This is a genomic window from Trichocoleus sp. FACHB-46 (genome assembly GCF_014695385.1).
Classification (GTDB): domain Bacteria; phylum Cyanobacteriota; class Cyanobacteriia; order FACHB-46; family FACHB-46; genus Trichocoleus.
This window is the reverse complement of sequence record NZ_JACJOD010000022.1, coordinates 198,019-212,896: the sequence shown is the minus strand read 5'-3', so window position 1 is coordinate 212,896 and position 14,878 is coordinate 198,019. Positions and strand designations below refer to the sequence as shown.

Sequence of the window (14,878 nt, the reverse complement as noted above, 5' to 3'; positions counted from 1 at the left end):
TCGAAGGAGCGATCGCTGAGACGATGGCTCTAGCTTTATTCTTCAATGGAAGTCACTGCATAAGTTTCAACATCGGTGGCTCCATGAATTTTGGCAGCGATCTCCACTAGCCTTTGCAGTAAGCCTTGGGAAACTCGCCCTTTGAGCACAACCACTCTGCCGCGCTGGGATACAGAGAGCGCCTGAATTTGTTCAGAGCTGAAGGTCTGTTGAAACGCTAACTGGACCCGCTTAGCTAAACCGCTATGGTCGTACTCACCATTTAAGCCAACCCGCTCTGGAGGAATCGTTTGCAGTAAGCCGATCTGAGTGGTCACGGTGCCAAAAACTTGGCTGCGGCTTGAGGTAGTAGCTTTTTCTAGCTTAAGTTCTAAGGTCGTTGGTGATGAACCCATAAGTTCTACGTCTTTTGGAGCTTGATCAGAATGTTAGTTGATTAAAGAATTATTTAACAAGATTAACCATCCATCTTACGACAGTTGTTGGTTTATGAAACTTTGTTAACGCCGATACAGGGCATAGATGGCAGATGATGAGCTGCCTAAAAAACAGTGCCTTTCAAAAAAGTTGGTATTAAGAATTACATTTTTTGCAAAAGTGACAGGGTAGCCTCGAATATCACTCTCTACAAGAGCTAGGACTATTATTCGCTTGTGAGCATGAGGGCTTTAGTCTGAGATACTAGCGAATTGTAGCTTGTTTGACACCGAACTCTTGGCTACAGAGACTGGAGCATACCCATGCAAACAATTGACTCTCCACGGTGGTTTGTCCGCAGAGATATTGATGGCTTTTTTGGCCTCGCCCTCGACAATTTTATTCAAATTTTGGTGATTGTTAGCCTGTGCCAGGGAGTCTTAAATTTTCCAGGCGCAATTTTGTATGGCCGCATTCTACCTGGTGTGGCGCTTAGCTTAATTGTTGGTAACTTTTACTATGCTTGGCTGGCGTATCGACAAGGCCAGCGGGAGCAGCGGGATGACATTACTGCTTTGCCCTACGGCATCAACACCGTTAGCCTCTTTGCTTATGTATTTCTGGTGATGCTGCCTGTTAAACTAGCCGCGATCGCTCAAGGTATGCCCCCAGAGCAGGCAGCAGAACTAGCTTGGCAGGCAGGTTTAGTCGCCTGTTTAGGCTCAGGGTTAATTGAACTAGCAGGTGCTTGGATTGGGGAGGGTTTGCGCCGACTGGCACCGAGAGCCGCATTGCTCTCAACCTTGGGTGGTATTGCCGTAACCTTCATTGCAATGGACTTCCTGTTTCGCACGTTTGCTAGTCCAATTGTGGGGTTAGTCCCTCTGGGTGTAATTCTTCTGACTTATTTTGGGCAAGTGCGCTTTGCGATTCCAGGGGGGCTGCTAGCGGTACTACTGGGGATAGGGCTGGCTTGGGGCACAGGATTGGTCGGTTGGGATGCGACTAGCTTTGCAACGGCTTTAGAACCCATCGGCGTTTACTTGCCAAGATTCTGGCTAGGCGAGTTATGGCAAGGGCGATCGGTCTTGATCGATTACTTGAGCGTGATTTTGCCAATGGGCCTGTTTAACTTAATTGGCAGCATTCAGAATTTGGAGAGTGCGGAAGCCGCTGGAGACTCTTACCCATCTGCTCCTTGTTTGGCGGTCAATGGCATTGGCACAATTGTGGCAGCCGTCTGTGGTTCTTGTTTTCCCACAACGATTTACATTGGCCATCCTGGTTGGAAAGCGCTGGGTGCGCGAGTCGGTTATTCGACGCTTAATGGCGTTGTGATGGCGCTGTTGTGTTTGAGCGGAACGGTCGGCTTGCTGGCTTACTTTGTGCCCATTGAAGCGGGAATGGCGATCGTGCTGTGGATTGCAATTGTGATTGTGGCCCAGAGCTTTACGGCTACACCGCTGCGTCATGCTCCAGCCGTGGTTGTGGGACTGTTACCTGCGATCGCGGCTTGGGGAGTACTGGTTGCCAAGAATGCTCTGCGGGCTGCGGGTTTGGGCACTCCTGCTCAGCCGTTTGCGCCTGAGCTGATTAAATCCTTCCAAAACAGCGGCATGTTTATTGACGGAGCCTTTGCCTTAGAGCAAGGATTTATCTTTTCTGCCATGCTCCTCGCAGGAATCACCGTCTATATTATTGAGCGCAAGTTTAAGCAAGCCGCCCTGTGGTCGCTAGCCGCAGCCGTACTCTCTTGGGTGGGGTTGATGCACAGCTACAACTGGGCGATCGCGGACACGATCATCCACTTGGGTTGGGGTGCTGGGGGGGACTGGGCCGTGGGTTACTGTTTGCTAGCGATTCTATTTTTCTATGCAGCCTGGCAAACCCGGAAGGCCAAGAGCGAAAGTCCAGAGCCCCTACTCAACGAAATCTCTGGCCCTCAGGAGTACTCGCAAGACTAAGCTCACAGTTTGAAAACATCGGCCAAAACGCCGTTTAGATCTCGTTTGCGGGTTTCTGAAGGCGCATCATAAACCACCATCAGTGAGGGAGAGTTGCTGATACAGGTAAACAAGGTCATGCCTTCGGCGCGATCGCACCCGATGCCGTAGGGAATATCAAATAAGAGTTCTAGCTCTCCCTCTGCTTGTTCACACAGACTGTTTTCATCCAAATCTAAAGCTTTGGTGAGACGAAACACTCGAATGGAGCCGTCGAGTACCATCGTTGGGCCAGCCAAAATCAACAGATCTTTGCCTTGAAAATGGAGATCTCGAATGCCTAATCCACCTAAATCAAAAAAGTGTTTTTTATAGAGTTGTCCTTCTTTACCAATGGGTTTTAGGGATAGAGTTTCGGGATTTTTCTGCTCCACGGCGATCTCTAAAATAATTGCCCAGCCGCGTAACACTGGCCCTCGCAACCCAACGAAAATGCGATCGCCATAAACTGCTAACCCTTCAACATCAAAACCATTATCTTTTCCTGGCAATAGTAGAGGCTGGTCCTGAGCTTGGGTATAGGTGGAGAGAAACGGACCCAAGTGAGGGTCAGATTTGAGGGCATCAATCAAGACATTGCCGCCCGCTGTGAGTTCTAAGATCGCAGCAGTTAACTGTTGGGCCGGGTCTTGGGAGTGGGGACAGGACTTAACCAAATCTCCATTGCAGAGCGGGATTCGAGCCAGAATGTAGCGATTAGGGTCAAATTCGACTTCAGTTAAGCGTTGCAGATTTTCTTCATCAGTTTTTTCGTCTTTGACTTTCTTGCGTTTGGTACCGTGGGAGCCGACGACCCAAAGATATTCATCGGCATAATCCATGCCCTCAACATCTACTTCAACCTTTTTGCGATCGGGTAGATTGATCAGATCAGCAAGGGCGAATTGCTTGTCGTGTCTGTAAATATAAGGCTCTGCAAAAGACAAGCGATCGATCGTGGCCGCTTCATCGGAGGCAACCCACAGGTGCCCATCTTTTGTGTGAATCACCGCTGAGAGGTCTTCAGAAACCCCCTGAAACTTAGAACTAAACTGCAAAACAATTCGACTCAACAAAAAACCGTTCGTCATCGTTTTGCTCCTTCGGCACACTAGCCTTTGTTCCAAGCTAGCTCACTTTTAGCGATGTTCAGGCGATGTTCAGGCGATCGCGTTTTTGGTTGAGTTTAGCGATCGATCTCAGGCAATTTATCGAGCTGACTGGCGGGAATCAGAATGAAATCTAACCCCTAACCCCTTCCCTGCTGTAGCTTGCTTCCTCAAAGGGGTGGGAAGGGGAGAACTATTCAAAGTCCCTCGCCTTGTAGTAGAGGGGTTTGGGGAGAGGTTAACTTACTTGAGACAATCGAGCTTTGAGGATCTCGGCTTGTTTCTCCGCTTCAGCTAAAGTATCTCGTGCACTTTGGACAACATCGGCAGGAGCTTTATCCACAAACTTGGAGTTGCTGAGACGACCAGAGAGTGCGGCGATCTCGGCTTCTACCTTTTTGAGGTCTTTCTCCAGCTTGGCCTTGAGTGCAGCTACATCCACTACACCTGCGAGCAGCACAAGAACTTGCACAGTTCCAACCACACCTGCGATCGCTTCTGGGGCAGATTCTAGCTTCTCCACAATGCTGAGAGTTTCTACCTTGGCGAGGTTTTGGATGTAGGCTTGACCCTGGTCAAGGATTTGGCGTTCGCGATCGCTCTCACTTTGCAGAATGGTTTGTACCTTAGCTCCTGGCTTGACATCCGCTTCCGCCCGGAGGTTACGGATGGTGCGAATGGTGCCGATCAAAAGATCAAACTGGTGCTCTAGTTCAGCATCAATTTGGGCGGCATCAACTTCCGGATAGGCTTGCACCGCCAAATATTGGTCTTCGCCTGCTTGAGTCAGCGTGTGCCAGATCTCCTCGGTGATGTGCGGCATAAAGGGATGGAACAGTTTGAGAATCCCTTCTAAAACATAAGCTAAGGTTTGCTGAGCTGCTTTGCGAGAGGTTGCATTCTCTCCTAGTAGGCGAGGCTTGACGAGTTCGATATACCAATCGCAGAAGTCGCCCCAGGTGAACTCATACAAGCCCTTGGCCGCTTCGCCTAACCCGAAGTTGTCGATGTCGTTGCGGGTTTGCTGCACTACTTGATAGAAGCGGGAGAGAATCCAGCGATCGCTGAGTTCTAAATTCTCACTAGGAACTCCTAACTGTTGCGGGGTTTGACCTTCCAGGTTCATCATCACGAACCGAGAGGCATTCCACAACTTATTGGTGAAGTTGCGAGACGCTTCTACCGAGGCGGATTCATCGGTTTTGCGGTTGTACTCCAAACGGATATCTTGGCCTGCACCTACGACCTCCCTAATTAACGTGTAACGTAGGGCATCGGTGCCGTATTTGTTAATTAGCAACAGGGGGTCGATGCCGTTGTTGGCTGACTTCGACATCTTCTTATTGTTTTCATCCCGCACCAAACCGTGGATGTAAACGGTCTCAAACGGCATTTGTCCGGTAAAGTGTCCTGCCATCATCGTCATCCGGGCCACCCAGAAGAAGATAATGTCAAACCCAGTCACGAGTGTTGTGGTGGGGTAGTAGCGTTGCAAATCTGCCGTTTGTTCTGGCCAACCCAAAGTCGAGAACGGCCACAGACCTGACGAGAACCAAGTATCTAGCACATCCGGATCTTGTGCTAGTTGGACATCCGCGCCAAATTTCGCGATCGCCTTTTCTCTCGCTTCTGCTTCGCTATGGGCAACCACAAAGGGCGTGTTGTCCATAATCTCGCCATTGGTTTCACTCACTGCGTACCAAGCAGGGATTTGATGCCCCCACCAAAGTTGCCGTGAGATACACCAGTCGCGCAAGCTCACCAACCAATCCCGGTATACCTTCGTCCAGCGATCGGGCACGAAGACTGGCTCTTGTTTTTGGTTAAGAAACTCCAGCGCCCGCTCGGACATCGGCTTGATCTTGACAAACCACTGGGTCGAGAGTAGCGGCTCTACCGGAACTTTGCCGCGATCGCTGTAGGGAACCGAGTGCTTGTAGTCCTCAATCTTGACGAGGACCTCTAATTCTTCTAGACGAGCGATGACATTCTTACGAGCCACAAAGCGGTCTTGTCCCTGGAATGGCCCTGCATTTTCATTCATCGAGCCATCTTTGTTCATGATGTTGATGAAAGGCAGGTTGTGACGCTTGCCCATCTCAAAATCGTTGGGGTCGTGAGCAGGGGTAACTTTGACGCAACCCGTCCCAAAGGTGGCATCGACGTACTCATCCCCAATGATCGGAATTTCCCGATTCATAATTGGCAGGGCGAGGGTTTTGCCAATTAAATGCTTGTAACGATCGTCATTGGGATTCACCGCCACCGCTGTATCACCCAGCATCGTTTCAGGGCGAGTCGTTGCCACTTCCACATAACCAGAACCGTCGGAGAGCGGATAGCGGAAGTGCCAGAGATGTCCATTAACTTCTTGGGGTTCTACTTCCAAGTCAGACACCGCCGACTGGGTGGCGGGGCACCAGTTGACCAAATATTGACCGCGATAGATTAGCCCTTCTTCATAAAGCTGCACAAACGCAGTTAAGACCGCACGCGACAGCCCTTCGTCCATCGTGAAGCGTTCCCGTGACCAATCAACCGAGACCCCCAAGCGCCGGAGTTGGTTAACGATCGTGCCGCCAGATTCAGCTTTCCACTGCCAAGCTCGCTCTAGAAACTGCTCACGGCCCAGGTCGTAGCGAGTTTTGCCTTCTGCCTTGAGTTGCTTGTCTAGAATCGTCTGCACCGCAATACTGGCGTGGTCAGTCCCAGGCAACCAAAGCGTATTGCGGCCCAGCATCCGGTGGTAGCGCACCAAGGTATCAATCAGTGAGCTCTCAAAGGCATGCCCCATGTGCAAGCTACCCGTGACGTTGGGTGGCGGAATCACCACGCAGTAAGGCTCTCCACCATGATTGGGGTCAGCCTTAAATACTTGGTTTTGCTCCCAAGCTGTTTGCCACTTAGATTCAGTTGTGGAGGGGTCGTACTGGCTGGCCAGGGTCGGGATAGTTGCAGTCATGAATGGCAATCTACAGATAATGACAACTTTAAAATCTAAAGTTCTCTTAAAATTTTGCCACATCTACACAAACATTCGACCAACTTAGAAAAGTAGTGACTGAGTTGGCAAGCAAAAGATGATTTAAAGAACTGCTTCTTTATTTTGAAGAGGAAGTAATTCAGTAGACAGCAAAGGCAAACATAAATTATACAAGGAAACCATTTTGCAAGATTATTTTCAAAAATCTGAATATGTTATAGAAAATCTCTGGTTTGACTACCTTGAAAACCGATATCAAGGTCGAGGCATCTTATCTTGGGACCCCTCAATAGGTCTTCATCTTGAAGCACTATTGAATAGGGAAAAAATGCGCCAGATTGAGAAGATTGAACTGGGCAGAGTTCGTATTATTCGCAAAAGTGATACTAGCTCGATTTGTATGAGACCTTGGAATACAAATTGCGCTATAGCACCAGAAGTGATTCTAATTGATCGTGAAGATATCCTGTTCCAGCATCGTCTTTCCATAAACTTAAACAGAGTAATTTTCTTTGAACCCACTAAAAAAGGGCTAACTGACGATGAGCGTCGTCTCTGGATCGGACATGCAATTTATCGAGTTCAGGACATAGAGATCTTATCTGATCAAGTATCAGAAGAAGTTAGGATTGATGGCGCTCTAGTCAAAAGCAACAATCATTTCTGTGGAATTTCTTATAAAACTGAAGAGCAAACGGTTCTTGGTCGATTAATTGACAAACATCATCTTCAGATTGATTGGTATTTTTCTAAATCTAGTTTTTCGAAGTCTTATAGCTGGAAGTGGGCAGAAGCAGCGCAAGATGCACTGTCTATTCTTTTAGGCCAAACTGTTCAACTGGTGTATCAGAAACTAAGTGATGGCTTGCATGGAAGAAGAGAAATAAGAAACATGCCCAAGGTGGAAAAACTAGGAATTTTATCACCTTTTTATGGGAAGAAAACCTTGGACAAAAATTCGTTTATTAAACTAACTGATTTTTTTATAAAAAATGAATTCAAAGCAGGAATTTGTCGTAACATTTTTAGACAAATAGCAGAGGCATCGCGCCAAAGGAGCTATCAGACGCAAGAGCTACTTGTATCAACCATTTTAGAGGCAGCTTTACGTAATATTGACCAAAATCCCTTTAAGCATAAAAGAGACGGATGGAATGTTGGCAAAAGCTTAAAAAGGTTTCTTTTAACTCATTTATCTGAGCAGTGGATACCACTTACTGAGCCATTGATGGTATCACACGCATACTTACGTGATCGCAATGCACATCCAGATTGGCTTTTTGGCCAAGGTGGCTCACGTTCGGAGAAAGACAGAGAAAAAGCGCTAGATAGTATGGTTTTTCTTAGTCAATTCTATGGCTATATGATACTTGCACTTGCTGGCTTTGAGAATTTAGAACCGTATTTCCCTATCTCTCATAAACAATGGGAAGCACCAGTCATAATGACACCTGCCAAATAACTTTAGAACATAAAAGCTTCAAGGTCAGTTACAATCACAAATCACGAGAATAATTAGAGGAAATCTGAAAACCATAGTTCTTATCGCTCAAACAAATGGTACTTTCACTTCATAACTGACTGTTCCCAACCAAGGTACCTTGGGCAATTGATAAGGTTTGAATTTAAGGGGTTCTAGTCCAGATTTCTTGACTAAATACGTCAGAAAGTGCAGTGACCCTTGCAATAACTCAGTTGCGTTTGGGTGCTGAAAATTTTCGCGTTGTGGTTGTGTTTGTGGGTCCAACTTCAACAAATTTTTGACCGATTTAAACAAACCTGAATCAGGTGACAGGCGAATATAAGTTGAGATCGCACGGCGGATTTCTGCTTCTACTTCTGCCGGATTTTGCAGTTGATTGTTGGCGATCGCTCCCTTAAACCTTTCCCGCAGATACCATTTCATATTCTCGGCATAAGGCTGAGCATCATATTGAGCGATCGCTTGAGAAATTGAAACTTGTTTACCAGAATTCAGCATCACTCCAACCACATAAGCCGCTACATTCGCGGCGTAGTCTGAATCTGAGGCATAGCGATTCAGTGCTTCTGGTACCGTAGGAATTTTGGGATTGCTGCCCTGGGCATGAAAGGTGGCGATCGCAGAACCAATGTCGCCTGCCCAAGAGGTGTGGTCTGCTGTCCAGCTCGTCAAATCAGACCAACGCACTCCCGGCTGATTAATTTGGTCCGAAAGTGCCGCCACAAAATGCCCAAAGTCCGTTTTCTCGCCGCTGAGCAGCAATTCTTGATTTAGCTTGCCCTTAAACTCACCCTCCAGGTAAGGCTGCTTATAGCCTGTGGCTGTACTCCACATCGGCGTGGTGTAGCTAGGCTTGGTGTAACCGCGCAGTTTGTTGGCCACCTCATAGACAGACTGCCCCACATTGGCTCGCTCAATTTTTTCGATAAATTGTAATGCTGCTGTTAACTCAGGAGTCATTTCTTTTCCATCCTGGGAATTTTAGAAACGCGATCGCCCACAACCAGGAGAAACACTGACAATCTCAGGAATTCCTCATTCCGTAAACTTGCACGCAAATCTTGTAGCTTTTTCTCACTTAGTCCGATGGGACACTGGCATGAAATTGAAGCCTAGCTTATTACAACTGATTACTCTCTTGATGATGTCGTCCTTAATGGCATCATTTCTGGCAGCTTGCACGACGAATCCTAGTGCCACCAATCTCAACTGCAACGACCCTGCTGTTAGACAAGCCAACCGCGAATGCACCAACTCTTCAAATGGCAGCAGCCGAACTTATGTGGGCGGTGGTTCGGGAGTTTATACTTCCGGTTCTGGTAGCACCTTACGGCAAGTGCCTGCCACCACTGGCAGCAAAGGCTCAAGTGTCGGCAGCAGTAGCCACTCTAGTTCCAGCAGTGGCAGAGGTGGATTTGGTAGCTTTGGCCGTTGGGGCGGTATGGGCTAGGCAGCCATGAATAGCAAGATTTTCGACAGTCCAGAACGCGATTACTTGTTTAAGTCGATGCGGCTCAACTGGTATAACCTGTGCCCAATTGACGGCGAAACCGGTTTGCCGATCGCTAGTGAACAAGTGCCTTACGCGCTCTACCACTGCCACCAAGTTTCACCCAGTTTTGTGCAGGAGATGCGACAAGCTTCTGAATCGGTGGGTCGAGTATTCATGAAGATGTGGTCGGTGATTCGGCAGTTGGATGGCGACACATTGCTCGACTACGGCTTCCCAGTTGAGACTATTCGCTTGGTTAAGTACGATCCACTGCCTCCCCTTTGTATGCGGCTGGACTGGTGCTGGAATCCCGCTGTCAGCTTGAAAAAAGTCGTCGAAACCAATCCGCAAACGCCCAGCTTTTGGTTTGAATGTACCGAAGGCAATGGCCATGTCGCCCAGCATTTTGGCTTGCAAGACCCCGTCCCCGGTGCCCAAAATTTGCTTCGTGCCAGCTTAAATCAACACCTCAAGCGAGCCGCAGCTTATCTTAAGAAATCCCTCTCAGATTGTCATGTTGCTTTTACTGCTCTCAACAACCCTGAAGATGTCGGCACCATGCAATGGCTGAGCCAGCACTATTCTGGTAAAAGCACCGTATTTCCGTTGGAATTTCTGCGAATTCAAAACGGCGATCGCCTCTTCTACGAACGCACTGGAGAGCGCATTGACATTTTGTTTATGTGGTATCCGGTCGAGTGGGCGATTCACGATACCGACGAAGCAGGAGAGCGTCTCTGGCCTGCCCTAGAGCAGCTGATTCTGGAGCGCAAAGTCGTGATTGTGAACTTTGCTTCAGCGTTTCTGCTGCAACCCAAAAGTGTTTTTGCCCTGATAAACGATTTAGGATCAGAATTCTTTGACGATCGCGATGCTGCCACTGTGATCGACTATTTCCCCAAAACTTCCTTAACCACTGAGGCGCTGGGCAGCGACTACTTTGCCAAGCCAATTTTGGGCCGCCAAGGGGAAGGGGGATTTGCCGTTGAAGCAGGGGCGATCGCCAACCGTAGCCACAACAACGACCCTTGGTACACGGAGCAACCCTATGTCTACCAAGAACTCTTAGAGTTTCCTCAACTCACTATTGCTGACGAATTAATGACTGCCGTTTGGGGCGCGTGGCTCTACAACGATGGCCGCGATCGCCTCGTGGCTGGAGGCTTGGGGATGCGGGTTTCAGAAGGCGAGATTACAGACGACTATTCTTACTGGTGCCCGAGCGGTTGTTAAGGCCATAAAAAATTCCGCAGGAGGCTCAACCAATAACCCCTGCGGAACTGTCTGGAACACAAACTTGCTGTCACGAGTTTAATCGATAAAACCCATTGAGTCTTCCTCTCCTTCATATTGGCTTACCATAATGGGGCGATGGTTGGGGAGGGAATCTAACGCTGAAATTTCCAACTTGCTAACTGCAATCGGTCGGTGATTGGGGAGAGAGTCGGAGTCGGCAACCTCTAAGGTGCTAGCAAAAATGGGGCGATCTTGATGGAGTCCGCCAAACTCTACAATTTGCAGGTCACTTTCAAAAATCGGACGGCCACCTGGCAAAGAACCTACATGGGCCACTCTTAGAGTGCTGGGTCCAATGGGGCGGTTATTGGGCAAAGGGCTAGGATGATAGGTTTGCAGCGCCAATCCTGAGGTTTTAGCCTTAGTCACACTACCCGTTTTTTTCTTGTCAGCAAGTTCCAAAGTTGCTGGTTGATCACTCTTAGCTTTGCTCTTGCTAGCGCTGGAAGTCTCTGTTGTGCTCATAGCCGACACCTTATCTGACCTAATTAACTGAATTTTTTATTCCCTACCAAGCTAGCGATCGCGTTGATCCTTATACCCCTGATCTACCTGCGATCCCACGCTTCGCTGATTGTATTGTAGGGGAAGATCAGCCCCAACTCTAAGCAAGACTGCTCAGTCCCTGTGATGACCCTAATTAGCTTTCTTGATGGCTGCAGCTTCAAAATAGGCGATCGTCCTTCACCTCGCTCCCAGCTAGACTACCTGATTAAATCATTTATACTTTTCTAGTTTTTCTCTGAATTAGGCCAATTTTATGGATGCTTACGCCATCATCAAGCAAACTCAACGTCAAAGGGTAAGCGATGGAGCGATCGCCCCAATTCTTAGCGATTGTGAGTCTGCCACGCGACAGTTGGTTTTGGTTTGGCCGCAACTGGGAGACTTTGACAGTTTGGAATATGCCTGGTGGCTGCAACGAGAAGCAGAACAGCTCCAAGCTCAGAACATCACAATTCGAGCCGTGGGAATTGGCGATCGCGATTCTGGTCAGAAATTTTGCGACTACACAGGTTTTCCCGCTGGCTGCTTATTGATTGACCCGACCGCAGAACTGCACCGTCAACTCGGCCTCTATTCGGGTCTCTCGCTCAAGGTACCTAGTCTCTCCTCGGCTCAGAATGCCTGGATGAACTTGATGCTGATGTGCGCCGGGATTGGTAGCCCTGGGACACTGGCCGAAGTGTTTCGGGGTTATCGAGGCGATCGCCAAGCTCCTCAGCTGATTGATGACGAAGAAGTGGTGCAAGCTAAACCACTCCCACCATTTAAAGGTTCATTTTTCAAGCTGGCAGGCGGTACAGGATTTCAACGCCCCTTCGAGCTGGCTACCCTGCGCCTGCGAAATATGACAGAAGTGCTGAGCCACTGGAAAACTTATGTGCCAGATGCCGCTTATATGACGCAACGGGGAGGTACTTTTCTCTTTGATGCTCAGGGGGAATTGCTCTACGAACATCGCGATCGCGGTATCCTCGGCTTTGCAGAAGATATGAGTAACCCGCTGTCGTTTCTGGGCGATGGCTCTTGTCTCAATGTAGGTTCTTAGGCAGGGCATTTCTCACATGCGGGTAAGAGCTGCTATTTTGGTCAGCTTATCTTTTTCCAGCCCCTCTAGCTCCTTGAGATGCAACCAACCCTCCTTAACCAACTGAGCAAACACAAAGATCAGCACTGAATATTTATAGTCGTACTTGCCATCGAGCTGGTGTCTTCTTGCACTTAAGAAATCATGTAACAGCCAAGTATCATCCAATTCTGTAATCGTGCTGGCTCTCTCACGAACTTCTGTTATCAAAGCATTAATTTCTCGTTCGTAGGCTCTCTCAAAAGCTTCCTGAGCTACTTCTTTCTCTACTTGAGACCACTCAACGTCACTCATTTGCACTATTTCTATATCATCTGGTCAAGACAAAGCTGAGCGCCCTTTAGAAGAGCGCTCACAATCGTTCAGAGCTTATCTACAGGGTCACTTCTCTAACGAATCAAGTTCAGCAATTCTTTAGGAGAAGCCAACAAATCAATTGCGACAAAGAAAATCTTGCCTTTGGGATTGATCAAGAATCGCCAAGCCATATTCATGCCCACAGCGGCACCAAACCAAGGAGTTTGGACTTTGCCAGTGACTTTTACTTGGGTGTAACCGTCTTCTGCGGGTTCAGAAACGCCTCGCTCTGGAATCAGATTCAGATTTTGACATTCTTCGTTGAAGAATTGCAGGATGCCATCTCTGCCAACGATGGGTCTCTGAAAAGGAGGCTGAAGGGCACCATCGGGTGCGAACAACTCAATCAAAGCGCCAAAGTCGTTGGCATTCAAATTGTTCATGTAGCTCAGCACCGTCGGGTTATCAATCCCTTCAATAGTGACTTGAGTGCGCTGTGAGATGTCTTTGGGAGTAACAACAGGTTCAGTAACTTTGGTGTAGTCACCCAACTTACCTGGGTCAAACCCCATATCAACTACAGAATTGCGTAGGACTGTAATTTGTTGGCCCTGATCTAATTCTCTAACCGCTTGCAGTACTGCTGAGGCGTTGGCGGAAAGTTGATAGCCTGCTGGAATGGGAGCCACAATTCCTTCATCCATCCATTGCCCAAGCTTGTACCAAAATCCTAGCTTGATGTTTGCAGACCAAGCAGCATAGGTGCGACAAATTGGGGTGTCGGCATGGTTTGCCAAGTCACACATGACTTGCGTTTGCTCAGCAAAAGTCATTTTTCGAATTTGCTCTAGAGTCGCTTCTGCAAACTGCATGCTGGCAGCGCCAGGAGCGGCAACGGTAATGGTCTGGCCCATTTCAAGATAAGCGAACCAAGTCCATGCTAGTTGGTCTTCGGCGTTGAGTTGTTTGAATCTAGCGATCGTAGCTGGTACTGCATCAGCAAATAGAGTTTGAGGAAAAATTCCGCGAGCTGAGTCAATCGTAATCGGCATAGTACGGGCCTAACCTTGATGAGATTTACAACTGACAAAGAGATGCACTCCAGAGCGTTTCCACGCTGAAGCTTCAGCAATCTGTTAAGAGAATAACACTAAATTTCACAAAACTTAACAAACGCTTACGTAAAGTCACGGGTCTGCCTTGAGCTTGCGAAAGCAGCACCTAATGGGTTTACTCAGGTTTGCGGAGAGGCGATCGCGAATTAGTGCGAATCAACTAGGATTGCCAATCACCCCTTACAAGAATTCAAGCGAACTGTCAGCCAGTGCTATTGAAATTGCTGGATCATCCACTAATGGGCCTAGCACGGCGATCGCGTCCTGGCGATAGAGTTGAACAAGACTCTCTGTGGCAGCTGTCTTGACTTCAGCAGACTCATGCTTACACAGCTCCAGCAACATGCGTTTCGTCTTTTCGTGTCTAAAATGTGCAAGCGTGCGAGCCAGCACTTCCTGAAGTTCGGCGTCCTCAATAGTCAGAAGATGCTCAAGAAAGGAAGGGTCGGCAGTTCGGCGCTTATTGCACAGCGCCCATAAGCAGTCCAACAAAACATCTATCTGACTAGACTCTGCAATCCTGGCCTTAAGTGTTTCGTAGGGAACTGGAATAGACGGAGAATCATATTTCTCACGAATCTTTCTTGACCCGTAGGAGCCGTAATCCAGACATGCTGGACATCCGCATGGTGGCTTTCTATGAGCGTGGGGCTGATAACGCCAACCAATTTTTTGAGGTAAATGACGAATCTTGGTGATTTCTGCCGCATCGATCTTTCTCTCGATGAACATCTCATAACCCAATGGATCTGCAAGTGCAGAAAAGTCACGGATGGCTTGCCCTAAGGGTAGACGTTGGTGTTTTGAGCTGTACTTCCCTGCCCAAACAAGCTCATCTGATGGCAAGCGAAAGTAAACACCAACCAATACCCGTGCACCCCTACGCCGAAGTTCCCGTAACCACTGATGCGATATAAAGTGATCCTGTACAACAGGCATGAAGTAGATGACGCTACGATATTTTCCTAGCGCAATGCCAGACTCTTTGATTCGGGCACTATTTTTTTCGTCTGTGATGTGAACAAGCGTGGGCATTGTCTTAGCCAACTAGCTTATTAATTCAACACCAGATCTACTATCTAATCCCGAATTGCTTCATTGTGTGATCGGGCT

The 14,878-nt window shown here is 48.1% G+C and carries 13 protein-coding genes; 5 read left to right on the top strand and 8 right to left on the bottom strand.

Annotated features, from left to right (window positions below; all coding sequences use genetic code 11):
* Positions 1-35: 35 nt before the first annotated feature.
* Positions 36-395, bottom strand: coding sequence for a phospholipid-binding protein (locus H6F72_RS13060; protein ID WP_190435909.1), 360 nt, complete (start codon positions 393-395; stop codon positions 36-38).
* Between the two features lie 345 nt (positions 396-740).
* Here H6F72_RS13060 and H6F72_RS13055 point away from each other — a divergent pair, with 345 nt between their 5' ends.
* A complete protein-coding gene (locus tag H6F72_RS13055) occupies positions 741-2,381 on the top strand; it encodes an NCS2 family permease (protein WP_190435906.1) in 1,641 nt (546 codons plus the stop codon).
* 2 nt (positions 2,382-2,383) lie between these two features.
* Here the strand turns inward: H6F72_RS13055 and H6F72_RS13050 are convergent, their stop codons facing one another.
* Both H6F72_RS13050 and H6F72_RS13045 read right to left on the bottom strand, forming a co-directional pair.
* The gene (locus H6F72_RS13050; RefSeq protein WP_190435903.1) at positions 2,384-3,490 is read right to left on the bottom strand and encodes a DUF3616 domain-containing protein; all 1,107 of its coding nucleotides are present in this window, start codon (positions 3,488-3,490) and stop codon (positions 2,384-2,386) included.
* Between the two features lie 256 nt (positions 3,491-3,746).
* Positions 3,747-6,470, bottom strand: coding sequence for a valine--tRNA ligase (locus H6F72_RS13045; RefSeq protein WP_190435900.1), 2,724 nt, complete (start codon positions 6,468-6,470; stop codon positions 3,747-3,749).
* A gap of 205 nt (positions 6,471-6,675) precedes the next feature.
* Here H6F72_RS13045 and H6F72_RS13040 point away from each other — a divergent pair, with 205 nt between their 5' ends.
* Positions 6,676-7,953: a hypothetical protein gene (locus tag H6F72_RS13040; RefSeq protein ID WP_190435897.1), complete on the top strand. Its 1,278-nt coding sequence runs from the start codon at positions 6,676-6,678 to the stop codon at positions 7,951-7,953.
* An 87-nt stretch (positions 7,954-8,040) separates the two neighbouring features.
* On the opposite strand, the gene H6F72_RS13035 is transcribed toward H6F72_RS13040, so the two are convergent.
* Positions 8,041-8,934, bottom strand: a complete 894-nt coding sequence (locus tag H6F72_RS13035) for a hypothetical protein (RefSeq protein WP_190435894.1) — start codon at positions 8,932-8,934, stop codon at positions 8,041-8,043.
* A gap of 139 nt (positions 8,935-9,073) precedes the next feature.
* On the opposite strand from H6F72_RS13035, the gene H6F72_RS13030 reads away from it, so the two are divergent.
* Both H6F72_RS13030 and H6F72_RS13025 read left to right on the top strand, forming a co-directional pair.
* Complete coding sequence (locus tag H6F72_RS13030) at positions 9,074-9,424, top strand: hypothetical protein (protein WP_190435889.1); 351 nt, start codon at positions 9,074-9,076, stop codon at positions 9,422-9,424.
* Between the two features lie 6 nt (positions 9,425-9,430).
* The gene (locus H6F72_RS13025) at positions 9,431-10,699 is read left to right on the top strand and encodes a glutathionylspermidine synthase family protein (protein WP_190435885.1); all 1,269 of its coding nucleotides are present in this window, start codon (positions 9,431-9,433) and stop codon (positions 10,697-10,699) included.
* 78 nt (positions 10,700-10,777) lie between these two features.
* On the opposite strand, the gene H6F72_RS13020 is transcribed toward H6F72_RS13025, so the two are convergent.
* Entirely contained in the window at positions 10,778-11,227 is a 450-nt protein-coding gene (locus tag H6F72_RS13020) for a hypothetical protein (protein WP_190435882.1), read from the bottom strand.
* Positions 11,228-11,522: 295 nt separating this feature from the next.
* Between H6F72_RS13020 and H6F72_RS13015 the strand changes: the two genes are divergently transcribed.
* Positions 11,523-12,314 carry a peroxiredoxin-like family protein gene (locus H6F72_RS13015; protein WP_190435879.1) on the top strand — a complete coding sequence of 264 codons (792 nt, stop codon included), beginning with the start codon at positions 11,523-11,525 and terminating at the stop codon, positions 12,312-12,314.
* A gap of 12 nt (positions 12,315-12,326) precedes the next feature.
* On the opposite strand, the gene H6F72_RS13010 is transcribed toward H6F72_RS13015, so the two are convergent.
* The 3 genes from H6F72_RS13010 to H6F72_RS13000 form a co-directional block, all read right to left on the bottom strand.
* Positions 12,327-12,647 carry a hypothetical protein gene (locus H6F72_RS13010; RefSeq protein ID WP_199299066.1) on the bottom strand — a complete coding sequence of 107 codons (321 nt, stop codon included), beginning with the start codon at positions 12,645-12,647 and terminating at the stop codon, positions 12,327-12,329.
* A gap of 95 nt (positions 12,648-12,742) precedes the next feature.
* Entirely contained in the window at positions 12,743-13,702 is a 960-nt protein-coding gene (locus H6F72_RS13005) for an orange carotenoid-binding protein (protein ID WP_190435876.1), read from the bottom strand.
* Between the two features lie 243 nt (positions 13,703-13,945).
* Complete coding sequence (locus H6F72_RS13000; RefSeq protein WP_190435873.1) at positions 13,946-14,800, bottom strand: HEAT repeat domain-containing protein; 855 nt, start codon at positions 14,798-14,800, stop codon at positions 13,946-13,948.
* Between the last annotated feature and the right edge of the window lie 78 nt (positions 14,801-14,878).